The sequence below is a fragment of the Variovorax sp. GW821-FHT09D07 genome (genome assembly GCF_059416345.1).
The window spans coordinates 435,813-457,611 of sequence record NZ_JBWKOY010000005.1; the positions used below are offsets into that span (position 1 = coordinate 435,813).

At 68.1% G+C, this 21,799-nt stretch carries 21 protein-coding genes; 7 read left to right on the plus strand and 14 right to left on the minus strand.

Annotated elements, in window-relative coordinates; genetic code table 11:
• The first annotated feature begins 2 nt into the window (after positions 1-2).
• From AC07OX_RS20810 to AC07OX_RS20825, 4 genes are all read left to right on the plus strand, one after another.
• Complete coding sequence (locus AC07OX_RS20810) at positions 3-929, plus strand: LysR family transcriptional regulator (RefSeq protein WP_495261731.1); 927 nt, start codon at positions 3-5, stop codon at positions 927-929.
• 77 nt (positions 930-1,006) lie between these two features.
• A complete protein-coding gene (gene tcuA / locus AC07OX_RS20815; RefSeq protein ID WP_495261732.1) occupies positions 1,007-2,434 on the plus strand; it encodes an FAD-dependent tricarballylate dehydrogenase TcuA in 1,428 nt (475 codons plus the stop codon).
• Complete coding sequence (gene tcuB, locus AC07OX_RS20820; RefSeq protein ID WP_495261733.1) at positions 2,418-3,656, plus strand: tricarballylate utilization 4Fe-4S protein TcuB; 1,239 nt, start codon at positions 2,418-2,420, stop codon at positions 3,654-3,656. Before tcuA ends, tcuB begins: the two co-directional genes overlap by 17 nt.
• A 99-nt stretch (positions 3,657-3,755) precedes the next feature.
• Positions 3,756-6,035 (plus strand): glycoside hydrolase family 3 N-terminal domain-containing protein, encoded by a 2,280-nt coding sequence (locus AC07OX_RS20825; RefSeq protein ID WP_495261734.1) that lies wholly within the window; start codon positions 3,756-3,758, stop codon positions 6,033-6,035.
• Positions 6,036-6,302: 267 nt separating this feature from the next.
• Here the strand turns inward: AC07OX_RS20825 and AC07OX_RS20830 are convergent, their stop codons facing one another.
• From AC07OX_RS20830 to AC07OX_RS20855, 6 genes are all read right to left on the minus strand, one after another.
• Positions 6,303-7,715, minus strand: coding sequence for a YadA family autotransporter adhesin (locus tag AC07OX_RS20830; protein WP_495261735.1), 1,413 nt, complete (start codon positions 7,713-7,715; stop codon positions 6,303-6,305).
• Between the two features lie 5 nt (positions 7,716-7,720).
• Positions 7,721-9,973: a phosphocholine-specific phospholipase C gene (locus AC07OX_RS20835; protein ID WP_495261736.1), complete on the minus strand. Its 2,253-nt coding sequence runs from the start codon at positions 9,971-9,973 to the stop codon at positions 7,721-7,723.
• 69 nt (positions 9,974-10,042) lie between these two features.
• Positions 10,043-10,231: a hypothetical protein gene (locus AC07OX_RS20840; RefSeq protein ID WP_495261737.1), complete on the minus strand. Its 189-nt coding sequence runs from the start codon at positions 10,229-10,231 to the stop codon at positions 10,043-10,045.
• Between the two features lie 147 nt (positions 10,232-10,378).
• A complete protein-coding gene (gene phnE, locus AC07OX_RS20845) occupies positions 10,379-11,377 on the minus strand; it encodes a phosphonate ABC transporter, permease protein PhnE (RefSeq protein ID WP_495261738.1) in 999 nt (332 codons plus the stop codon).
• Positions 11,374-12,174, minus strand: coding sequence for a phosphonate ABC transporter ATP-binding protein (gene phnC / locus AC07OX_RS20850; protein ID WP_495261739.1), 801 nt, complete (start codon positions 12,172-12,174; stop codon positions 11,374-11,376). The genes phnE and phnC overlap by 4 nt, the downstream gene beginning before the upstream one ends.
• 8 nt (positions 12,175-12,182) lie before the next feature.
• The gene (locus AC07OX_RS20855) at positions 12,183-13,118 is read right to left on the minus strand and encodes a phosphate/phosphite/phosphonate ABC transporter substrate-binding protein (RefSeq protein WP_095947575.1); all 936 of its coding nucleotides are present in this window, start codon (positions 13,116-13,118) and stop codon (positions 12,183-12,185) included.
• Between the two features lie 187 nt (positions 13,119-13,305).
• On the opposite strand from AC07OX_RS20855, the gene AC07OX_RS20860 reads away from it, so the two are divergent.
• On the plus strand, positions 13,306-14,181 hold the full coding sequence (locus AC07OX_RS20860) for an HAD-IIA family hydrolase (protein ID WP_495261740.1): 876 nt from the start codon (positions 13,306-13,308) through the stop codon (positions 14,179-14,181).
• On the opposite strand, the gene AC07OX_RS20865 is transcribed toward AC07OX_RS20860, so the two are convergent.
• A complete protein-coding gene (locus AC07OX_RS20865) occupies positions 14,118-15,047 on the minus strand; it encodes a MurR/RpiR family transcriptional regulator (protein WP_223301301.1) in 930 nt (309 codons plus the stop codon). The two genes, AC07OX_RS20860 and AC07OX_RS20865, sit on opposite strands and share 64 nt — an antisense overlap.
• A gap of 134 nt (positions 15,048-15,181) precedes the next feature.
• Between AC07OX_RS20865 and AC07OX_RS20870 the strand changes: the two genes are divergently transcribed.
• Both AC07OX_RS20870 and AC07OX_RS20875 read left to right on the plus strand, forming a co-directional pair.
• A complete protein-coding gene (locus AC07OX_RS20870; RefSeq protein WP_495261741.1) occupies positions 15,182-15,490 on the plus strand; it encodes a hypothetical protein in 309 nt (102 codons plus the stop codon).
• Complete coding sequence (locus AC07OX_RS20875; RefSeq protein WP_493192533.1) at positions 15,487-15,840, plus strand: VOC family protein; 354 nt, start codon at positions 15,487-15,489, stop codon at positions 15,838-15,840. Before AC07OX_RS20870 ends, AC07OX_RS20875 begins: the two co-directional genes overlap by 4 nt.
• Before the next feature lie 90 nt (positions 15,841-15,930).
• Here the strand turns inward: AC07OX_RS20875 and AC07OX_RS20880 are convergent, their stop codons facing one another.
• From AC07OX_RS20880 to urtB, 7 genes are all read right to left on the minus strand, one after another.
• Complete coding sequence (locus tag AC07OX_RS20880) at positions 15,931-16,281, minus strand: hypothetical protein (protein ID WP_056582144.1); 351 nt, start codon at positions 16,279-16,281, stop codon at positions 15,931-15,933.
• Between the two features lie 231 nt (positions 16,282-16,512).
• Complete coding sequence (locus AC07OX_RS20885; protein WP_495261742.1) at positions 16,513-16,857, minus strand: zinc ribbon domain-containing protein; 345 nt, start codon at positions 16,855-16,857, stop codon at positions 16,513-16,515.
• 4 nt (positions 16,858-16,861) lie between these two features.
• Positions 16,862-18,094, minus strand: a complete 1,233-nt coding sequence (fmdA, locus tag AC07OX_RS20890; RefSeq protein WP_307693859.1) for a formamidase — start codon at positions 18,092-18,094, stop codon at positions 16,862-16,864.
• A gap of 24 nt (positions 18,095-18,118) precedes the next feature.
• Positions 18,119-18,808, minus strand: a complete 690-nt coding sequence (gene urtE / locus AC07OX_RS20895) for an urea ABC transporter ATP-binding subunit UrtE (protein ID WP_062478384.1) — start codon at positions 18,806-18,808, stop codon at positions 18,119-18,121.
• A 15-nt stretch (positions 18,809-18,823) separates the two neighbouring features.
• The gene (urtD, locus tag AC07OX_RS20900; RefSeq protein WP_095744996.1) at positions 18,824-19,567 is read right to left on the minus strand and encodes an urea ABC transporter ATP-binding protein UrtD; all 744 of its coding nucleotides are present in this window, start codon (positions 19,565-19,567) and stop codon (positions 18,824-18,826) included.
• Positions 19,568-19,588: 21 nt separating this feature from the next.
• A complete protein-coding gene (gene urtC / locus AC07OX_RS20905; RefSeq protein WP_495261743.1) occupies positions 19,589-20,785 on the minus strand; it encodes an urea ABC transporter permease subunit UrtC in 1,197 nt (398 codons plus the stop codon).
• Between the two features lie 28 nt (positions 20,786-20,813).
• Positions 20,814-21,728, minus strand: coding sequence for an urea ABC transporter permease subunit UrtB (gene urtB, locus AC07OX_RS20910; protein WP_354343384.1), 915 nt, complete (start codon positions 21,726-21,728; stop codon positions 20,814-20,816).
• Positions 21,729-21,799 lie beyond the last annotated feature (71 nt).

Sequence of the window (21,799 nt, forward strand, 5' to 3'; positions counted from 1 at the left end):
GCATGGAACTGAGACAACTGCGCTACTTCGTCAAGGTCTGCGAGCTGCGCAGCATGGGCCGCGCGGCGGTGGAGCTGGGGGTGGTCACCTCGGCGCTGAGCCAGCAGATCAGCCGGCTCGAAAGCGAACTCTCGACCCGGCTGCTGCGCCGCCATTCGACCGGCGTCATGCCCACCGACGCGGGCCTGGCCTTCCTGCACCAGGCGCAACTCACCTTGCGCCACGCCGACGACGCCGTGCGCGCGGCGCAGCAGGCGCGGCTGTCGGGCCATGTGAGCGTGGGCCTGGCGCCCACCACCGCCACCGTGCTGGGCGTGCCGCTGATGCAGGCCATGCAGGCGCGCTACCCCGAGGTGCGGCTGCACATGGTCGAGGCGCTGTCGGGCCACCTCACGACCATGCTGCATGCGCGCCAGCTCGACCTGGCCGTGCTGTTCCAGACCGACACGCCACGGCGCTGGAGCGTGTCGCCGCTGCTGGCCGAAAAGCTCTTCGTGATCGCGTCGCCCGCACTCACGCCGCGCCCCACGGGCAAGAAGGTGCGCCTGTCGCAGCTGGCCGAGGTGCCGCTGATCCTGCCCAGCGGCAGCCACGGCCTGCGCGCCACGCTGATGGCCGCCTTTGCGCGGGCGCGCGTGGCGCCGCGCATCGTGGCCGAGGTCGACGGCCTGGCGCTGCTGATGGACGCGGTGCGCGCCGGCCACGGCGCCACCATCCAGCCCGGCGCCGCCACCGCGCGGCACGACGGCGACGACCTCGCGCTCACGCAGATTGCCGACGCGCACGTCGGGCGCCGCAACCTGCTCGTGAGCCTGTCGGACGACGAGCTCTCGCCCGCCGCGCTGGCCGCGCGTGTGGTGGTCGCCGAAACGGCGCGCGCGCTGGTCAGTGAAGGCCGCTGGGCCGGTGCAAGTCTTCTCGAAAGCTGAACACCTGTTGCCTCGATCGGCCTTTCGCGTGAAGGCCGCACTACCTAAAGTCTCCTGCATTCCAAGGAGACCCACGAGTGATAGACGTACTGGTTGTCGGTGGCGGCAATGCCGCGCTGTGCGCCGCGCTGATGGCGCGCGAGGCCGGCGCTTCGGTGCTGCTGCTGGAGGCTTCGCCCAAGGAGTGGCGCGGCGGCAATTCGCAGCACACCCGCAACCTGCGCTGCATGCACGACACGCCGCAGGACGTGCTGGTCGAGGCCTACCCTGAAGAGGAGTACTGGCAAGACCTGCTGAAGGTGACCGGCGGCCTCACCGACGAGCACCTGGCCCGCCTCGTGATCCGCGCCTCCTCGAACTGCCGCGACTGGATGCGCCGCCACGGCGTGCGCTTCCAGCCGCCGCTGTCGGGTGCGCTGCATGTGGCGCGCACCAACGCCTTCTTCATGGGCGGCGGCAAGGCGCTCGTCAACGCCTACTACCGCAGCGCCGAAGCGCTCGGCGTGCAGATCCGCTACGACACACCCGTGGCCTCGGTCGAACTCGACGGCGACCGCTTCGTGGCCGTGCGCACCGAAGCCGGCGAGCGCATCGAAGCCAGGAGCTGCGTGCTGGCCTCGGGCGGTTTCGAATCGAACCGCGACTGGCTGCGCGAGGCGTGGGGCCGCAACGAGCGCGGCGAGTGGCCGGCCGACAACTTCCTCATCCGCGGCACGCGCTTCAACCAGGGCGTGCTGCTCAGGCACATGATCGACGCGGGCGCCGACAGCATCGGCGATCCGTCGCAGGGCCACATGGTGGCCATCGATGCGCGCGCGCCGCTGTACGACGGTGGCATCTGCACGCGCATCGACTGCGTGTCGCTCGGCGTGGTGGTGAACCGCGATGCGCGGCGCTTCTACGACGAGGGCGAAGACTTCTGGCCCAAGCGCTATGCGATCTGGGGCCGGCTCGTGGCGCAGCAGCCGGGGCAGATCGCCTGGTCGGTCATCGACCAGCAGGCGGTCGGCCGCTTCATGCCACCCGTGTTCCCTGGCACGCAGGCCAACACGCTCGGCGAACTGGCGCAGAAGATCGGCCTGGACGAAGCCGCCTTCGTGCGCACCGTGCACGACTACAACGCCGCCTGCCGCGTCGGCCGCTTCGATCACACGGCGCTGGACGACTGCCACACCGAAGGCCTCGCGCCCGCCAAGACGCACTGGGCGCGCCCGATCGACACGGCGCCCTTCCATGCGTATCCACTGCGCCCCGGCATCACCTTCACGTACCTCGGCCTGAAAGTGGACGAAACCGCCGCCGTGCGCTTCGGTGGACGCCCGAGCCCCAACCTCTTCGTGGCCGGCGAAATGATGGCCGGCAACGTGCTGGGCAAGGGCTACACGGCCGGCGTGGGCATGAGCATCGGCACGGCCTTCGGGCGCATCGCTGGCACGCAGGCTGCGCGTGCGGCAAAGAACCATTCGAAGAATTCTCCGGAGACCGCCCTTGCAGCAGCTCACTGACCTCGTCGCACGCGCCCGTGCCGATGCCGATGGCATCGGCAGCACCCCGTCGCCATCGCAGCGCGTGATCCCGATCCAGCCCGCCCTGCCGCTGACTGCTTCCGAGGGCGAGGTCGCGCGCATCCTGCAGATCTGCAACGCCTGCCGCTACTGCGAGGGCTTCTGCGCCGTGTTCCCCGCCATGACGCGCCGGCTCGAATTCGGCAAGGCCGACACGCACTACCTCGCCAACCTGTGCCACAACTGCGGCGCCTGCCTGCATGCCTGCCAGTACGCACCGCCGCACGAGTTCGCCGTGAACGTGCCACAGGCGATGGCGCAGGTGCGCCTGCAGACCTACCACGACTACGCCTGGCCGCCCACGATGGGCGCGCTCTACAAGCGGGCCGGGCTCACCGTGGCATTGGCACTGGCGGGCGGGCTCGCGCTGTTCCTCGTGCTGGCCGTAGCGATGACGGGTTCGCTCGTGCACGAACCGCTTGCGGGCAACTTCTACGCGATCTTTCCGCACAACTTCCTCGCACAGGTGTTCGGCGCAGTGTTCCTGTTCGTGATGTTCGCGCTGGCCATGGGCACGCGCCGCTTCTGGCGCGAGGTCTCGCCCGCGAACGACCCGGGCAACGCGCCCGACCTGCCGGGCGTGCGCCGCGCAGCGAGCGCCGAAGCCGCGCACGACGCGCTGCGCCTGACCTACCTCGATGGTGGCCACGGCGAAGGCTGCAACAACGAAGACGATCGCTTCACGCTCTGGCGCCGGCGCTTCCATCACTTCACCTTCTACGGATTCATGCTGTGCTTCGCCTCCACCTGCGTGGCGACGCTGTACCACTACCTGTTCGACCTGCACGCGCCCTACGCGCTCACGAGCCTGCCGGTGCTGCTGGGCACCACGGGCGGCATCGGCCTCGTGATCGGCCCCGTCGGCCTGTTGTGGCTCAACCTGCGGCGCCATGCCGCGCACGGCGACGCGGCGCAGCGGCCGATGGACCGCGGCTTCATCGCGCTGCTGTTGCTCACGAGCCTCACGGGCCTGGCCCTGCTCGCGTGGCGCGACACGCGCTTCATGGCGCTGCTGCTCGCGGTTCACCTGGGCGTGGTGATGGCGCTCTTTCTCACGCTGCCCTACGGCAAGTTCGCGCACGGCATCTTCCGTTGCGCGGCCCTCTTGAAGTTCGCCATCGAGAAGCGACTGCCCAGCCGGTTGCGGCTGGGTGCGGACTGACCGGCATGGCCTGAAGGGGCCAGGTCGGACAAGGCCCTACGCCCAGGGCGGAAACCCGCTGGCCGGGGCCGGCTTGTGTTGTCTGCAGAATAGGCGGCCATGCATGTTCGAAAAGCCGCCGCTCTCGCCCTCGTCCTGTCCGCCCTCTCCCTCTCCGCCATCGCGGCGTCCGTTCCGAAAAACCTCCAGCCCTCCGACGCCGCCGAAGCCCGCATCGAATCGCTGATCGCGCGCATGACGCTGCAGGAAAAGGCCGGCCAGCTCAGCCTCTACGGCCCGGCCGACATCAACACGCCGAACAACCCGCAGGCCGGCTGGCGCAACGGGCAGCAGGAGACGGAGGACGTGCGCAACGGGCGGCTCACGGGCCTGTTCAACAACGCCGGCCTCGAGGGCAAGCGGCGGTTGCAGCAGGTGGCGGTGCGCGAATCGCGGCTGGGCATTCCGCTGATCTTCGGCGCCGACGTGATCCACGGCTTTCGCACGATCTTCCCGATGCCGCTGGCCGAGGCCTCGAGCTGGGAGCCCGCGCTGGCCGAGCGCACCGCGCGCGCGGCGGCGGTCGAGGCCACGGCCGACGGCTTTCGCTGGACCTTTGCGCCCATGGTCGACATCGCGCGCGATGCGCGCTGGGGCCGTGGCCTCGAGGGCGTGGGCGAAGACCCGTACCTGGCGCGCCAGTTCGCGGCGGCGCGCGTGCGCGGCTTCCAGGGCAGCAGCCTCGCGAACGCCGATTCGATGCTGGCCACGCCCAAGCACTTCGCGGCCTACGGCGCGGCCGAGGGCGGGCTCGACTACAACACGAGCGAGATTTCCGAGCGCACGCTGCGCGAGGTCTACCTGCCGCCGTTTCGCGCGGCGCTCGATGCGGGCGCGCTGTCGGTCATGAGCGCCTTCAACGAGATCGGCGGCGTGCCCTCGACCGCCAACCCCGCGCTGCTCACGGGCGTGCTGCGCGACGAGTGGAAGTTCAAGGGCTTCGTGGTGTCCGACTACACGGCCGACGAAGAGCTTATCGAGCACGGCCACGCCGCCAACGGCCGCGAGGCCGCCAAGCTGGCCTTCATGGCCGGTACGGACATGAGCATGCAAAGCGGCCTGTACATCCGCCACCTGCCCGACCTCGTGGCCTCGGGCGAGGTGCCGATGGCGCGGCTCGACGAGGCCGTGCGGCGCGTGCTGCGGGTCAAGCTCAAGCTCGGCCTCTTCGACGACCCGATGCGTGGCCTGGACGGCCCGCCGGCCGCGCAGCGCGTGGAGAACCCCGCGTTCATCGCGCTGGCCCGCGAGAGCGCGCGCCGCTCCATCGTGATGCTGAAGAACGAAGGCCAGCTGCTGCCGCTCGCGAAAACCGGCCCGCAGAAGATCGCGCTGATCGGCCCCTTCGCCGAAGGCACGAAGGACCTGATGGGCTCCTGGAGCCTGTTCCCGGGCCAGTCCGCGCCCGTGGGCATCGACGAGGGCCTGCGCGCCGCGCTGGGCACCGAGGCCTCGCGGCTGACCGTCACGCGCGGTGCGAACGTCGAGTCGCCGCTGCCCGGCGGCATCGAGGCCGCCATGGCCGCCGCACGCGACGCCGACGTGGTGGTGCTGGCCATCGGCGAGAGCCAGAAGATGTCGGGCGAGTCGCGCTCGCGCAGCGACATCGGCCTGCCGCAGGCCCAGCAGGACCTGGCCGAGGCCGTGGCCGCCACCGGCAAGCCGGTGGTCGTGCTGCTGAGCAATGGCCGCGCGATGGCGCTCAAGGGGGCCGTGCGCGATGCGCGCGCCATCCTCGTGACCTGGTTCCTCGGCGTGCAGACCGGCCACGCGATCGCCGACGTGGTGTTCGGCGACGCCAACCCCTCGGGCCGCCTGCCCGTGAGCTTTCCGCAGACTGCGGGCCAGGTGCCCTACTACTACGCCCACAAGCGCACCGGTCGCCCCTCGCCCGAGAGCGCGCCGGGCACGGCCTTCAAGACCCGCTACCTGGACGCGACGAACGAGGCGCTGTACCCCTTCGGTTTCGGCATCGGCTATGCGTCGGTGCGTTACGACCAGGTGGAACTGAGCACGGACCGCCTCGCCATGGGCAAGACCTTGCGCGTGCGCGCGACCGTCACCAACACGGGGACGCGCGAGGCGGAAGAAGTGGTGCAGCTGTACCTGGCGCAGCGCGCCGCGAGCGTGACGCGGCCGGTGCGCGAGCTGAAGAATTTCCGCAAGGTGCGGATTGCGCCAGGAGCGTCAGAGGTGGTCGAGTTTGAGGTCGGCAATGACGACCTGCAGTTTCTGGGCCGCGACATGAAGCCTGTGGTCGAGCCGGGTGAGTTCGACTTGTGGGTCGCGCCCTCTGCTGCGGATGGGATTCGCAAGCGCTTCGTTCTCACGCGGGAGTGAGTTTCTTCAGGGCGCGTGCAAAGGACACCGGGTACTCCCCTCCGCGAATGTCCCCCGGGCTTCGCCCTCCTCCTTGATTTCGCTGCGGGGAGCACCCGATGCCCTGTGCACGAGGGCACGCTGTGGGTGCTCGCCGATCAACGACCGCGCTGATGACGATCACGTCGATGGGGTGCCTTGCGCAGCGAAATCAAGGAGGAGCCCGAAGGGCGGGGGACATTCGCGGAGCAAGGTGCCCCGTCGGCGTGATCGTGGCCCTGAACGAGTTCAGTCGAACACCCCCGTGAAGGCAACCCGACTCACCACGCCCGAGCTGCTCGCACCCACCCCCAGCGTCACGCTGTAGCGCCCGTCTTGCGAAGTCCGGCGAATCGATCCACCCATCGCGCTTTCGCTGCGAAAGTTGCCCAGCCCCACGGCATAGCTGATCTTCCCAGGCACGACAGGCGCAGCCTCCATGGCGGCGACGCCTGCAATGCCCGCATAGGCACGCCGCGCGTTCTCATCCATCTGGCTTTGCAGTCGCGCGGCCGTGAAGTCGGTGTAGGCCTTGCCCAGCGGCAGGCCTTGCGCGGCGACGCTGTCGGTGTAGGCGTTGGCAGTGCTCACGCCCTGCTGCACCATGCCCTGCACCTGCCCCACGTTGGTCGCGTCGTCGGGCGCGCTGCCGGGCGCCACGCCGGTGAGCTGGCGGTTGCCCAGCGCCACTTCGCCGGTCGACGACTGCAGCCCGCTCATGCCGACGGCCACGTAGTTCGACTGCGCGCCGCGCGTGGTCGTGCTGCCCGCGCCGAGCGCCACGCTGTTGGCGTGCGAGGCCGATGCGTTGCTGCCGAGCGCGATGGCGTTGTCGGCGCTCGCGCGCGCGGCGCTGCCCAGCGAGATCGCCTGGTTCGCGTTCACGTACACGCCGGCGTCGGCGCCGATGGCGATGTTGCCGCTGCCCATGACGTTCTGGCCCGCGCCGCTGCCCTGCGCGATGTTGTGGCTGCCCACCACGCCCTGGCCGGCCGCCGTGCCCAGCGCCAGGTTCTGGTTGCCCTGCACGCCGCCGCCCGCGGCCTGGCCCATGGCCACGTTGTTGCTGCCTGCCACCTGCGCGCCGGCCATCTGGCCCGAGGCCTGGTTGCCCGAACCGGTGACGCCGCTGCCCGCGCCCTGCCCCGTGGCCAGGTTGTTGCTGCCGGTCACGTTGCGGCCCGCATCGCCGCCGTAGGCCTGGTTGGCGTTGCCGGTCACGTTGCGCCCGGCGTTGCTCCCGTAGGCCTCGTTGCCGTTGCCCTTCACGTCGGTGCCGGCCCAGAAGCCGACGGCGTTGTTGTAGTCGCCGGTCACGTTCTGGCCCGCGCTGCGGCCCATCGACTGGTTCCAGCCGCCGACCACGTTGGTGCCCGCGTAGTAGCCGATGGCCTGGTTGGCGTTCTTGCCCGACACGCCGGTGCCGGCACCCTCGCCGATGGCCAGATTCCAGTTGGTGCTGACGTTGTTGCCCGCGCCCTTGCCGAAGGCCAGGTCGTTGCTGCCCGTGACACCGGTCGTGCCGGCCTTGTCGCCGATGCCCAGGTTGCCCTTGGCCGGGTCCCAGGTGATCGGCTGGGCCGAGGCGATGCCCATGCCGGCCGCCGAGCCGAGGGCCACGGCCAGCCCGAGCAGGGTGTGCGTGCTGTTCTTGCGCTTCATGACGCTCAGGCCTTCAGGTGCAGGGCCATGGCCGGATCGCTCACGCCGGGCTTGCCGGTCTCGACGCGGCCCGCGAAGCGGCGCTCGAAGTGCTCGGCCGTGACGGTGAAGTCATACCAGTGGCCGCTCTTGTCCAGGCTCCAGTGCAGCATGCCGGTGGCACCCGGCGCGACCTCGAGCGTCCAGGGGCCGTCGGCGCGATACGCGTTGGCCGTCACCGTGACCTTGCCGGTCGCCTTGCCCGTGTTGTGCACTTTCAGGTAGACCTGCCCGTCGACCGGTTCGTAGCAGACCTGCACCTCGGGCTTGAAGCCGGCGGTGTCGAAGGCCAGTGCGTCGCCCTGGAAGCTGCGCACGTAGCCGTTGGTGCTGTAGACCCACAGGTCGTACTTGCCGCTGTCGCTGGCGCCGGTGTTCCAGTAGTCGGCCAGCTGCTTGCCGGCTTCGACCGTGTAGCGGCGCGGGATGCGGTCCAGGTGCAGCTTGTCGTACACATGGAACACGGCGCCCTGCGTGCCGGAGTTCGCGAACACCAGCTGCACGAGGCCGCGCGGCTCGACGCGTGCGCTGGTGTGCAACTCGTAGGGCAGCGCGCGCGAGAAGCGCGTGCCGGTCTCCTGGTACAGCGGCTGCGGTGTGGCGGGGGCGTTCCTCACGGGGGCCGTGGGCAGCAGCCGCTGCGCCGCATTGATCGCGGGGAAGTTGCTCGTGTCGGGCAGCTTGGGAACGACCGGATCGTTCGGGCTCACGAAGTCGAAGCAGGTCGTGAGGTCGCCGCACACGGCGCGGTGCCACGGGCTGATCGCATCCACGGTGATGTCGAAACGCTTCTCGAGGAAGCGGCCGACCGAGGTGTGGTCGAACACCTGCGAGTTGACCCAGCCGCCCTTGCTCCACGGCGACACCACGTACATCGGCACGCGCGAGCTCAGGCCCCAGGGGCGGATCTTGCCGGTGGTGGTGTTGTCGGCGGCGGCCAGGTAGCTGCCCACCGAGGCGTCGAAGTACTCGCCCTCCAGCGGCACGGTCGACTTGCCCATGAGCGTGCCGTTGGCGTCGTACGAGGGCACGGCTGGCATGGCCAGGTGGTCGAAGAAGCCGTCGTTCTCGTCGAAGGTCACGAACAGCGCGGTCTTGCTCCACACGGCCGGGTTGGACGTGAGCGCGTCCAGCACGTCGGCGATGAAGTCGGCGGCGCCGGCTGTGCCTTCGCTGCTCCCGGGGTGCTCGGCCAGCGCCTGCGTGGGCAGCACCCACGAGACGTCCGGCAATTTGCCCGTCATCACGTCCTGCTTGAGTTGGGCCAGGAAGTTGGTGGCGCCGTCGGCCGCCTCGGGGCCGCCCGTGAGGCCATGCTCATAGATCGGCGAGCCCGGCTGCGCGGTGCGAAAGCTCTCGAAGGCCAGGCAGCCGTGCATGGCGCCCGTCCAGTTGTTGTTCATGTTCTGGTAGATGTGCCAGCTGACGCCCTTCTTCTGCAGCACGTCGGGCAGCGTGTCCCACTTGAAGGCGTTGTTGACGTACTTGTAGTTGTAGTCGCCCTTGATCGGGTCTTTCTGGCCCGAGCCGTCGGCCTGCTGCGGGCGGCCCGCCACCCAGTTGGACGGGTTGGGCCAGCAGCGCGAGTTCACGGGTTCGGAGTCGGTGTCGGTGCTGTTGATGCCCTTCTTGCGCAGCTCCGGGTTGAAGTTGGAGCCCGACCAGAACACGATGCGGTTCGGGTCGGTGCCGGTGAGGATGGAGCAGTGGTAGCCGTCGCACACCGTGAAGGCATCGGCCAGTGCGAACTGGAACGGGATGTCCTCGCGCAGGTAGTAGCCCATCGTGGCCTGGTTCTTGAACTGGATCCAGCGGTCCATCTTTCCCTGGTTCCAGGCGGCCTGCTGGTCGGGAAAGTTGTGCGGCGTGCCCGAGCCGATCAGCGCATTGGCAATCGTCGAGTCGCGGCGGAACGGTGGAATCTCCGCGCCGCCCGCGGGGTTCGACTGGAAGTACACCGACTTGCCGTTGGCCAGCGGAATCGGAAAGCGGTCGCCGAAACCGCGCACGCCGCGCAGCGTGCCGAAGTAGTGGTCGAAGCTGCGGTTCTCCTGCATCAGGATCACGACGTGCTTGATGTCCTTGATGGTGCCGGTGTCGACCGCGGCCTCGACGGCGAGCGCCTTGCGGATCGTGGGCGGCAGCAGGGTGAGGGCCGAGGCCGCGCCGACGGCGCCGGCCGACTTGCGGAAGAAATCGCGACGGTTGGAGGGGTTCATGGGGAGTCTTTCAACGCGAGGACAAAAAGAGAAGAAATGGAAGGCGTGGGGATGAAGGCGGCGCGCGGCTCAGGGCGCGCACTTCAGCGCTGGCGTCGGGGCGGGCTGCTCCGGCGTGGTGGTCGGGGGCGTGGGGCCGGTGGGCGGCAGCACCGGCAGGCCGCCACCACCGCCGCTTCCGCCGCCGCATGCGGCAAGGCTCAGGCACAGGAGAAAGCCCGCCGCAGCGAGGCCATACCGGGAAGAACGTGAGGTCATGGAGGTGTCCTTTTCTGGATCGAAGGGGCGTGGAAGGAAAAGCAAGGCGAAGCCGGGCCGTGCAGGCCTCGAAGGGCTTGCACCGGAACGGGAAGAAACGGAATGAAGTCGGGTGCCCGAAGTGGGCGGATGGGTAGGTGTCAGCGCTCAGGCATAGCGGCTGCGCAGCCGGGCTGCGACCCTGTCGAGCACGAGCACCGTGAGGAAGATCGCGATCAGGATCGTTCCGACGTGCGCGTAGTTGTACATGTCGTAGCGGCCCTTCAGCTCCTGGCCGATGCCGCCCGCGCCCACCAGCCCCACCACGGTGGCCATGCGCACGTTGCGGTCGAGGATGTACAGCGTGTAGGCAATGAACTGCGGCATCACCTGCGGCAGCACCGCGAAGCGCATCACCTTCAACTTGCTGGCGCCGATGGCACGCAGTGCTTCCTGCGGCTTGTCGTCGGCGGTCTCGATGTCTTCGGCGTAGAACTTGCCGAGGAAGCCCGCCGAATGCAGTGCGAGGGCCAGCACGCCGGCGATGGGACCGAAGCCGTAGGCCAACACGAGGAACAGCGCACTCACCAGCTCGGGCACCGCGCGGAACATGCCGACCACGCCACGCGCCAGCGTATAGACGGCGCGGTTCGGCGTGTAGTTCTTCGCGCTGCACCAGGCCAGCGGCGCGCTCAGCACGATGGCCAGCAGCGTCGCCCAGATGGCGATCTCGAAGGTCTCCAACATCTTCACCGCCACATGCCAGAGGTAGCCGAAGGGCTCGACCAGCACCTCGCGCCGGTCGACCACCTCTTCCATCTGCAACGTCTGCGGGTTGAGCTTGGGCTGGCGCGACTCCTCGGTCTCGACATGCGAGAACCACGGCAGCTGCTCGCGGTCGAAGCCCTCGATGCGCGATACCTCGGTGCGCTCCGACACCTGCGGCGGAAAGAGCGACCTGGCGATGGTGCCCAGGCCCGACAGCACCTGCGACTGCTCGCGCAAGCCGACGGCCGCGAGCACGCCCTCGCCCGTGAGCGACAGCATGCGGCCCATTTCGACGCGCTGGCCGGCGAAGAAGCCGACCACCACCACGAGCAACAGCACGGCGAGGCTGCGGGCGCCGAAGGGGCGCGGCAGGTTCCAGGCGGATGCGGGGCGGCTCATGGCACCAGCTCCAGCGCGCCGGCATGCAGCGGCAACGGCGCTTCGGGCGCGGGCCGCACGGGCGCCGGCGTGCGGCCGTAGACCACATCGAACACCTTCGGGTCGAAGGCCGCGGGCGCACCGTCGAACACCACGGCGCCGTGGCGCAGCGCGACGATGCGGTCGGCGAACTCGCAGGCCAGCTCGATCTGGTGCAGGCTGCACAGCACCGTGGTGCCGCGCTCGCGCGCCTGCGTGCGCAGCAGCGACAGCACATCGTGGCTGGTCTGCGGGTCGAGGCTGGCCACCGGCTCGTCGGCCAGCACCAGCGGCGGCTCGAGCATGAAGGCGCGCGCGATGCCCACGCGCTGCTGCTGTCCGCCCGAGAGCTCGCTCACGCGGCGCAGCAGGTGCTGCTCCTGCAGCCCGACCGATTCGATCAGCGCGCAGGCCTTGGCACGCTGCGCGTCGGTGAACAGGCCGAGCAGCGCGCGCCATGTCGGCACCGCGGGCAGCGCGCCGGCCAGCACGTTGTCGGCCACCGTGGAACGCAGCACCAGGTTGAACTGCTGGTGGATCATGCCGATGCGCGGGCGGATGCGGGCCAGCGAGTGGGCAGCGATCTGCACGCCCTCGACCTGCACCGCGCCCTGCGTGGGTTTGACCAGCCCGTTGGCCATGCGCAGCAGCGTCGACTTGCCCGCGCCCGAGGCGCCCAGCACCACGCAGAACTGCCCCGCCGGCACCTGCAGCGACACACCGTCGAGCGCGCGCGTGCCGTCGGCGTAGTGCATGGCGACCGATTCGAAATTCAGCATGGCGACGCTCAACGCTCGGCGGACTTGGCGAGGATGCGGCCCTTGAGCTCGTCGGTCAGCAGGCCGAGCTTTTCGGCAGCGACGTTGAACTCGGCTTCGGAGAACTTGGTGTCGTAGCCGTCGATCTTGCCGCCGCCGTAGCCGCGGATCATGTCGGGCGTGACGCCGGGGGCCTTGTTCACGGTCTGGAAGGCATCTTTCAGCTTCGCCTTCAGTGGCTCGGGCAGCTTCGAGTTGAGCGCCAGCGGCGGGTACGGAATGGCCATGCTGCGCGCCACCACCTTCACCGTCTTCGGGTCGACCACGCCCTGCTTCACCGCTTTCTCGTAGGAGTCGAACGAGAGCGAGGCCACATCGACCTGGTCCTGCACCAGCGCGGCCAGGCTGCTGGCGTGGCTGCCGGTCATGCGGATGGCGCCGAGGTCCTTGGCCGGGTCCATGCCGGCATCGAGCAGCATCGCGACCTGGAAGGTGAAGCTCGAGGCCGAGTTGACGTCGCCGAAGGCCACGCGCTTGCCCTTGAGGTCCTTGACCGACGCGATGGGCGCGTTGGCCTTGGCGAACATGCCCGCGTAGTACACCGAAGCGCCCTTCTCCACGCCCACGGCCAGCAGCTGCGCGCAGCCGCGCTTGTTCGCCTGCACATACGACACCGGGCCGAAGAAGGCGATGTCGGCGAGTTGGTTGCACATGCCCTCGACCACCGCGCCGTACGACTGGCCGACCTTGAGGTCGAAGTTCAGGCCGGTGCTGCGCGTGATGGCGTTGAACACCGGCGCGTAGTCGGCCTTGGTGCCCGACTCGGTGCCGCCGTCGGCCGGGATCAGCAGCACGCGCAGCGGCCGCTCGCGCGAGCCGTCGGCCACCGATTGGGCTTGCGCCGCCAGCGGCAGCGCGGCAGTCAGCGAGAGGGCGGCGGCCGCAAGGGCCAGAAGCTTTTTCATGGTCGGTTCCTTCGTTTGGAAAGCAGTGGGCGTGCGGTTGCAACGCCCCGATGAAGAGAACTTTAGGAGCCGCAGATGACAGGGAAATGAAATAAGCTCATTTCAAAATTCAAATATCACTGAGAAATATTCAATAGAATCCGCCGCCACGGCCGAGCCCTCCGGACGGCCCCACCACCTGAGATCCATGAGCACGCATCACACGACAACAGGGACCATGAACGGCAGCGGCATCCAGGCGCTGGCACAGGCCCGCCACCTGCTGGTCGACCTCGACGGCACGCTGGTGCGCCAGCAGGAAGCCATCGACGGCGCGGCCCGCCTGCTGGCGCACTTTCACGACCGCTACGCCATCGTGTCCAACAACTCCACGCACACGGCACAGGGCCTGTCGGTGCGGCTGCGCAAGCTGGGCCTGCGCGTGCCGCCCGAGCGCATCGTGCTGGCCGGCGAACTCGCGGTCCGCCAGCTGGCGCAACAGCATCCGCAGGCGCGCGTGCTGCTGGCCGCCAGCCCTGCCCTGCAGCGTTACGCGCGCGCACAGGGCTGCCGGCTGGTGTCAACAGAGGCCGAGGCCGACGTCGTGCTGCTCGCGCTCGACATGCACTTCAGCCACGCGCGCCTGTCGGTCATCGCGAACGCGCTGCGCCGCGGCGCCAGGCTGATGGTGACCAACGCCGACGCCACGCACCCGGGCCCGCACGGGCGCGTGGTGCCCGAGACCGGCGCGTTGCTCGCGGCCGTGGTCGCGGCCAGCGGCGTGCAGCCGTGGTGCGTGGTCGGCAAGCCCGCGCCGCTGCTGTTCGAGGAAGGCCTGCGCCGCCTCGGCGCGCACGCCGGGCGCACGGTGGTGGTCGGCGACAACCCGCTGACCGACGGCGAAGGCGCCGCGCGGCTCGGCCTGGCCTGCGTGCTGGTGGGTGAATCGCCGGGGGCGGTGGCGCCCACGGTGGCCGGGCTGCTCGTGCCGCCCGTCTCAGAAGCAGTGGAACCCGCGCCTCAGTACCGCTTGAGCGAGAGCACGTCGAAGGTCTGGCGCAGCGTGCGTACCGAGGTGTCGTAGTCCGACAGCGCCAGGCAGGCGATCAGCACGTCGATGATCGCCAGCTGCGCCAGCCGGCTCGTCATCGCCTCGGTGCGGAAGTTGGTTTCGCGCGCCATGGTGAACAGCAGCACGTCGGCAAAAGCCTGGATCGGCGACTTGCCGAAGTTGGTGATGCACACCGTGGCCGCGCCGGCCTCCTTCGCGAGCCGCGTGGCCGTCACCGTCTCGTGCGTGCTGCCCGAATGCGAAATCGTCAGCACCGCCGTCTTCGCATTCGTGAGCGAGGCGCTGATGGCCTGCACGTGCGAATCGACCACCACCTTGGCATTGAGGCCGATGCGCAGCATGCGGTAGTGCGCGTCCTCGGCGATGGTGGCCGAGCTGCCGATGCCGTAGATCTCGATGCGCTCGGCCTTGCGAAACAGCTGCACCGCGCGCTCCATCGCCTTCGCGTCGAGCATCGACTGCGTGTCGTGCAGCGTCTGCACGTTGCTCTGGAAGATCTTGCGGATGACCGCGTCGGCCTTGTCCTGCGGGTCGAGGTCTTCGTGGATGAACTGCACCGGTCGCACGATCTCCTGCGCCAGCGCGATCTTGATCTGCTGGAAGCCCGTGGCGCCCAGGTTCTTGCACAGGCCGACGATGCTGCCTTCGCTGGAGCCGGTGCGCTCCGCCACCTCGCTCACCGACATGTGGACCACCTCGCGCGGGTTCTTCACGATGAAGTCGGCGATGCGCTGGCCCACGGGGCCGAGCGACGACCACAGGGTTTCGATGCGCGCCAGCACGGCGGACACCGGAACGTCGGATGCCTCGGCGGCGGGCGCCGCGGCAGCCTTGCCGCCGGTGGACTTGGACGTGCGGGGAGTGCTGTTGCGCTTCATGGGCCGCGAGCTTACCCGCCCTCGATGGCGGTTTCACGCACGCGGCTGGCCAGGCACATGCTGGGTCTTCTATATTCGGCCGTTCCTCATTCGGAATTGGCTGCCTTGTGGTGACACCCGCCCCCTCATCTCTCATGACCACCGCCCTCCCCATCGACCGCCGGCTGCAACTCATCTCCGACACCCAGGTCGAGATCTACTGGTTCGCATCGAACGGATTCCTTCGCGCGGTGCTGGGCACGCACGATGGCCCGCAGTGCGCGCCGTCGTTTCGCTACCGGGTGCTTTCTGGCGACAGCATTGAGCTGATCGGCGCCGACGGCATCATCGACACGTGGACCCGCATCCGCATCGAAGGTGACCTGCTCCATGCCGAATCCGGCGGCAAGCCCAAGGCTTTCCGCATCGCACCCGAAATCGCCGAAGAGAGTTCCAAACAATGAAAGTCAAACGACTGGTCGCCAACTTCGCGACGCAGGATGTGGCGCGCGCACAGGTCTTCTACGCCGACGTGCTCGGCCTCGATCTGCTGATGGACCACGGCTGGATACGCACCTACGGTTCGCAGGCCGAGATGAGCGTGCAGGTCAGCTTTGCGTCTGAAGGCGGTTCGGGCACGCCGGTGCCTGACCTTTCCATCGAAGTCGACGATGTCGACACGGCGCTTGCGCGCATGCGGGCTGCCGGCTTTGCCATCGAATACGGCCCGGTCGACGAACCCTGGGGTGTACGCCGTTTCTATGTCCGCGATCCGTTCGGGAAGCTCGTCAACGTCCTTGCGCACGCAACCTGACGCGCGACGTCCCAACGAAAAAACGGGCCGCAAGGGCCCGTTCGTTCTTCAGGCAGCCGATGCAGGCACCGGCTTGCCACAGTCGCCTGATTACAGGCCAGCCTGGCGCGTGAACGACACGCTGGGCTTCTTGTAAGCAGCCGGCACTTCGTCGCGGTAGAACGCGCGGCGGTCGAGGCTGGCCAGCGGGTCGTGGGCCTTGGCGACGGCTTCAGCGCGGATCGTCGAGCGGTCGGCGGTCGAGGTGAAGGTCTGTGCGCCGGCGGTGGCGCCGTCGCTGTACTCGTTGCCGGCACGGGCGGCGGCCACGGCTTGCGACGCGACTTCCGAACGCGAGAGGGTCGAGTTCACGGTGTGCACGCCGTCATAGGTTTCGGCGTGGGCACCGGCAACAGCCAGGAGCGAGAGCGCAACGGCGGCGAGGGTCTTCGAGGCATTCATTTCAATCTCCTTCAGGTGGTGTGTCGATGGGATGAAGTTTGAGCCTGAAGCGCCCCAAAAAACGGCAGTAAAAGGAATCGCGGCGTTCACGGGATTGAAACAATCGCGCGCCGCCCACGCATGCGATGCGGCGGCCGGAACCCTCTCCTCCAGAGGGAACGCACGAGAAATTTCTCACTGCCGGAACCCCTTGCATGCGCCTAGCGCATGCAAGGAATGCACGCCGAACCCTCAGTGCGAGATCATCCAGGGCCGCCGCGACGGGGCCGATTTCGCACCGTTCGGCGCGGTCTGCGTGGCACTGCGCCGCGACGATCCCGAGCAGCAACCGCAGCCCGAGGGATGCCGCAGCCGCGCATAGTCGCGCGAGCTCACGGGCTCGTGGCGCGCGCGTTCGTTGGTGGCCATCGCGTGGCGCGTGTCGGCGGCCATCAGCGCCAGGCGCGGCGCGGCCGTGAACACGCGCGGCGAGGCGCTGCCGCAATCGGGGCAGGCGGCGGGCTCGTCGCGCTGGCCTGAAGGCCGCAGCGATTCGAAGCCGCCGCACTGCCCGCAGGCGTAGTCGTAGGTCGGCATGGCTTCAACGCAGGTCGTGCGACAGCGGCATGTCGATGCTGCCGTCGATGAACTTCACAGGCCCCGAGGCGTTCGGGTTGATGTCGAAGTCGAAGATGCCCGTGGGCAGCCACAGCGTGGCGCACGAATTGGGCACGTCGACCACGCCGCTGATGTGGCCCTGCACGGGCGCCGTGCCCAGGATCGAATAGGCCTGCGCGCCCGAGTAGCCGAACTTCTTCAGGTACTCGATGGCGTTCAGGCAGGCCTGGCGGTAGGCCACGTTCACGTCGAGGTAGTGCTGCTTGCCGCTCTCGTCGACCGAGATGCCTTCGAAGATCAGATAGTCGTTGTACTGCGGCGTGATGGGGCTGGGCTTGAAGATCGGGTTCTTGATGCCGTACTTGGCCATGCCGCCCTTGATGAGCGTGACCTTCATGTGCACCCAGCCGGCCATCTCGATGGCACCGCAGAAAGTGATTTCGCCGTCGCCCTGGCTGAAGTGCAGGTCGCCCACGCTCAGGCCCGCGCCGTCGACATACACCGGGAAGAACACCTTCGAGCCGCGCGACAGGTCCTTGATGTCGCAGTTGCCGCCGTGTTCGCGCGGCGGCACGGTGCGCGCGCCCTCGGCGGCGGCCTTCGCCCTCGCCTCACCGGTCATCTTGCCCATGTGGGCGGTGCCGGCGAACGGTGGGTTCGCGAGGCCGGGCACGCGGTCCGGGTCGGTGGCGATGAGCTTGCCTTCGCGTTCGTTCCACATGTCGAGCATGGGCTTGTCGGGCAGGCAGCCGATCAGGCCGGGGTGGATGAGGCCCGCGAAGTTCACGCCCGGAATGTGGCGCGAGCTCGTGAACATGCCCTTGAAGTCCCAGATCGACTTCTGCGCTTCGGGAAAGTGATCGGTGAGGAACCCGCCGCCGTTCTTCTTCGAGAAGAAACCGTTGAAGCCCCACAGGCTGTCCTGTTTGGCGCCGATGTCCAGCAGGTCGACCACCAGCAGGTCGCCGGGCTCGGCGCCCTTCACGCCCACCGGGCCCGAGAGGTAGTGCACCGTGCTCAGGTCGATGTCGCGCACGTCGTCGGCGCTGTCATTGTTCTTGATGAAACCGCCGGTCCAGTCGAAGGTTTCGAGAATGAAGTCGTCGCCCGGGTTGACCCAGCAGGCCATCGGAATGTCCGGGTGCCAGCGGTTGTGGATGTTTTCGTTCTCCGTGGGCGGCTTGGTCAGGTCGACCTTGATCAGCGTGTCCGTCATGTGCAGTGGCTCCTGGGGTTGTGGTTAGACAGAGAGATAGGCTTTGATGTGTTCCACATCGGTCTTGTCGCGCGCGGTCTCGTGCACGAGCCGGCCGCCTTCGATGACGAACAGCCGGTCGGCCACGTCCATCGCGAAGCTCAGCACCTGCTCGGACACGACGATGGTGATGCCGCGCAGCTTGCGGATCTCGTTGAGCGCCTTGGCGATGTCCTTGATGATCGAAGGCTGGATGCCCTCGGTGGGCTCGTCGAGCAGCAGCACCTTGGGGTCGGTGACGAGCGCGCGCGCAATGGCGAGCTGCTGCTGCTGGCCGCCGGAGAGGTTGCCGCCCTTGCGGCTTTTCATGTCCCACAGCACGGGGAAGAGCGCGTAGATTTCTTCGGGGATGCGGCGGGTCTTCGAGTTCTCCAGGCCGGTCTGGATGTTCTCTTCCACCGTCAGCGTCGGGAAGATCATGCGGCCCTGCGGCACGTAGGCGATGCCCTTGGCCACGCGGCGAAAGCTCTCGTCGCGCGACACGTCCTGCCCCGCCACTTCGATGCGCCCGCTCTTGATCGGCAGCACGCCCATGAGGCTCTTGAACAGCGTGGTCTTGCCCATGCCATTGCGGCCCATGATGGCGATGGTCTCGTTGGCATGGCCCACGAACGAGATGCCGTGCAGCGCCTCGCTCTGGCCGTAGGCGGTGTGCAGGTCGTCGACCTTCAGCATGATGGTGCTCATGGTTCAGTGGCCCAGGTAGACGTCGATGACCTTCGGGTCGGCCTGCACCTTCTCCATCGGCCCTTCGGCGAGGATCTTTCCCTGGTGCATCACGGTGACCTTGTGCGCGATCTGCTTGACGAAAGCCATGTCGTGCTCGATGACGATCACGGCGCGGTTGCGGCAGATGCGCTGGAGCAGGTCGGCCGTGAGCTCGCGTTCGCGCGCGCTCATGCCGGCGATGGGCTCGTCGAGCATCAGCAGTTCGGGCTCCTGCATCAGCAGCATGCCGATCTCCAGCCACTGCTTCTGGCCGTGGCTCAGGAGGCCCGCTTCGGTGCCGAGCTTGTCGGCCAGACCGATCTCCGTGGCAATCGCCTGCACCTTGCCCTTGACCTCGTCGTCGCACTGGAAGGCCAGCGCGCCGAACACCGAGCGGCCCTTCGGAAAGGACACCTCCAGGTTCTGGAACACGCTGAGGTTCTCGTAGATCGACGGCGTCTGGAACTTACGGCCGATGCCCAGCCGCACGCGCTTGTGCTCGGCCATCTTCGTGAGCTCGGTGTTCTTGAACTTGATGCTGCCGGCGCTGGCGCGCGTCTTGCCGCAGATCAGGTCGAGCAGCGTGGTCTTGCCGGCGCCGTTGGGGCCGATGATCACGCGCAGCTCGTTGCGGTCGATGTACAGCGTCAGGTCGTCGATGGCCTTGAAGCCGTCGAAGGAGACGCTGAGGTCTTCCACGGCGAGTGCGAAGTCGGTGTTGCTCATGAGGAGGGGCTCCGGTGTCGGTCAGGCGCGCTGGCGGCCGATGCCTTCGGGCAGCACGGGCTCGGCCTGCGGCGCGGCGACGGGTGAAGGGGCCGACACGGCGGCGGGCGGTGGCTTCGTCGCGGCGTCGCGCAGGGCCTGGCGGCGCGAGGCCCACCACGGCTTGATCGTGTCTTCCCACAGACCCGCCAGGCCCATCGGGAAGGCCATGGTCACGCCGATGAAGAGCGCGGCCATCAGGAACAGCCACAGGTCGGGAAAGCTCTCGGAGAACAGCGTCTTGCCCGCGTTGACCAGCAGCGCGCCGTACACCGCGCCCACCAGGCTCATGCGGCCACCGACGGCACAGAAGATCACCATCTCGATCGAGGGCACGATACCCACGAAGCTCGGTGACATGAAGCCCACCTGCAGCGCGAACATCGCACCGCCGATGCCCGAGAGCCCGGCCGCCAGGCAGAAGGTGAAGACCTTGAAGTTCGACACGTCGTAGCCCGAGAAGCGCACGCGGTCTTCCTTGTCGCGCATGGCCAGCAGCAGCGTGCCCAGCTTGCTGGTCTGCACCCAGCGGCACAGCAGGATGCTCAGCACCAGCAGGCCCACGCAGACGTAGTAGAGGATGTACTTGGCGCTGTCGGTGCGCGTGTCCCAACCCAGCAGCGTCTTCAGGTCCGTCATCCCATTGACCCCGCCCGTATACCCCTGCTGGCCGATGATGAGCACGGTGCAGATGAGCGCCACCGCCTGCGTGATGATCGCGAAGTACACGCCGCCCACGCGGCGCTTGAACATCGCGAAGCTCACGAGCCAGGCCAGTGCCATCGGCGCCAGCACCACCAGCGCCAGGCTCAGCGGCAGGCTCTTGAACGGCAGCCACAGCGCAGGCAGCTCGGTGATCTGGTTCCAGTCCATGAAGTCCGGAATGCCGGGCGTCGACTGGATCTTGGTGGTGATCGGGTCGGACGCTTCGAGCTTGAGGAACATCGCCATCGCGTAGCCGCCGATGCCGAAAAACACGCCCTGCCCCAGGCTCAGCACGCCGCCGTAGCCCCACACCATGACGAGGCCCACGGCCACGAAGGCGTAGCTGAGGTACTTGCCCACGAGGTTGAGGCGGAAGATGTCGAGCGACAGCGGCAGCACCACCGCGAGCAGCAGCACCAGCAGCAGGAGGCTGCCGAGCTGGTAGCGCCGGATCGAGGCCTTGAGGAAATTCATCGGGAGGTTCTCCGGGAAGGAATCGGGTTCAGCGACGCACCTTGACTGCGAACAAGCCTTGGGGGCGCATCATCAGAATGAGCACGATCAGCGACAGCGTCAGCACCTTGGCCATCGAGCCGGTCATGAAGAACTCCGAGATCGACTGCGTCTGCGCAATCCCGAAGGCCGAGACCACGGTGCCCAGCAGGCTGGCCGCGCCGCCGAAGGTGACGACCAGGAAGGCGTCGACGATGTACAGCGACCCCGAGGTCGGCCCGGTCGAGCCGATGGTGGTGAAGGCCGCGCCCGCCACGCCGGCAATGCCGCAGCCGATGGCGAAGGTGAGGCGGTCGGTCTTCTTGGTGTCGATGCCGGTGGCGTTGGCCATCGTGCGGTTGGCCACGGTGGCACGCACCCGCAGGCCCCAGCGGCTCTTGTGCAAGGCAATGAGCACGCCGCCCGTGACCAGCGCCGTGAGCGCCAGCACAAAGAGGCCGTTGATCGGAATGTCCAGGCCTTCGTGCGGCGTCCACGAGCCCATGAGCCACTCGGGCAGCGTGGGGCTCACTTCCTTCGGGCCGATGAAGGTGCGAAAGATCTGCTGCAGCCCCAGGCTCACGCCCCAGGTGGCCAGCAGCGTGTCGAGTGGCCGCTTGTACAGGTGGCGGATCAGCGCCCACTCCACGAGCCAGCCGGCGATGAAGGCGAACACGAAGGCCAGCCCGATCGCGATCGGAAAGTAGTACGGCATGAGCGAAGGCGCCATGCGCTCGGTCACCTGCGCGGCCAGGAAGATCGAATAGGCGCCGATGGTCATGAACTCGCCATGCGCCATGTTGATCACGCCCATCTGCCCGAAGATGATCGCGAGCCCGAGGCCCATGAGCAGCAGCACCGCGAAGAGGCTCAGCCCCGCGAAGCCCTGCATCAGGCCGATGTTCATCATGTCCGACAGCGTCATGGCGGAAGTTCCGGAGTGTTGGGGTTGCGCCCTCTCCCGAATGCGGGAGAGGGTTGGGGTGAAGGCCGGCG

Excerpts from the sequence above, each read along its gene's own strand:
- AC07OX_RS20810 (WP_495261731.1), top strand. The coding sequence starts at position 3 with ATGGAACTGAGACAACTGCGCTACTTCGTCAAGGTCTGCGAGCTGCGC.
- AC07OX_RS20825 (WP_495261734.1), top strand. The coding sequence starts at position 3,756 with ATGCATGTTCGAAAAGCCGCCGCTCTCGCCCTCGTCCTGTCCGCCCTC.
- AC07OX_RS20830 (WP_495261735.1), bottom strand. The coding sequence starts at position 7,715 with ATGAAGCGCAAGAACAGCACGCACACCCTGCTCGGGCTGGCCGTGGCC.
- AC07OX_RS20835 (WP_495261736.1), bottom strand. The coding sequence starts at position 9,973 with ATGAACCCCTCCAACCGTCGCGATTTCTTCCGCAAGTCGGCCGGCGCC.
- AC07OX_RS20840 (WP_495261737.1), bottom strand. The coding sequence starts at position 10,231 with ATGACCTCACGTTCTTCCCGGTATGGCCTCGCTGCGGCGGGCTTTCTC.
- phnE (WP_495261738.1), bottom strand. The coding sequence starts at position 11,377 with ATGAGCCGCCCCGCATCCGCCTGGAACCTGCCGCGCCCCTTCGGCGCC.
- phnC (WP_495261739.1), bottom strand. The coding sequence starts at position 12,174 with ATGCTGAATTTCGAATCGGTCGCCATGCACTACGCCGACGGCACGCGC.
- AC07OX_RS20855 (WP_095947575.1), bottom strand. The coding sequence starts at position 13,118 with ATGAAAAAGCTTCTGGCCCTTGCGGCCGCCGCCCTCTCGCTGACTGCC.
- AC07OX_RS20860 (WP_495261740.1), top strand. The coding sequence starts at position 13,306 with ATGAGCACGCATCACACGACAACAGGGACCATGAACGGCAGCGGCATC.
- AC07OX_RS20865 (WP_223301301.1), bottom strand. The coding sequence starts at position 15,047 with ATGAAGCGCAACAGCACTCCCCGCACGTCCAAGTCCACCGGCGGCAAG.
- AC07OX_RS20870 (WP_495261741.1), top strand. The coding sequence starts at position 15,182 with ATGACCACCGCCCTCCCCATCGACCGCCGGCTGCAACTCATCTCCGAC.
- AC07OX_RS20875 (WP_493192533.1), top strand. The coding sequence starts at position 15,487 with ATGAAAGTCAAACGACTGGTCGCCAACTTCGCGACGCAGGATGTGGCG.
- AC07OX_RS20880 (WP_056582144.1), bottom strand. The coding sequence starts at position 16,281 with ATGAATGCCTCGAAGACCCTCGCCGCCGTTGCGCTCTCGCTCCTGGCT.
- AC07OX_RS20885 (WP_495261742.1), bottom strand. The coding sequence starts at position 16,857 with ATGCCGACCTACGACTACGCCTGCGGGCAGTGCGGCGGCTTCGAATCG.
- fmdA (WP_307693859.1), bottom strand. The coding sequence starts at position 18,094 with ATGACGGACACGCTGATCAAGGTCGACCTGACCAAGCCGCCCACGGAG.
- urtE (WP_062478384.1), bottom strand. The coding sequence starts at position 18,808 with ATGCTGAAGGTCGACGACCTGCACACCGCCTACGGCCAGAGCGAGGCG.
- urtD (WP_095744996.1), bottom strand. The coding sequence starts at position 19,567 with ATGAGCAACACCGACTTCGCACTCGCCGTGGAAGACCTCAGCGTCTCC.
- urtC (WP_495261743.1), bottom strand. The coding sequence starts at position 20,785 with ATGAATTTCCTCAAGGCCTCGATCCGGCGCTACCAGCTCGGCAGCCTC.
- urtB (WP_354343384.1), bottom strand. The coding sequence starts at position 21,728 with ATGACGCTGTCGGACATGATGAACATCGGCCTGATGCAGGGCTTCGCG.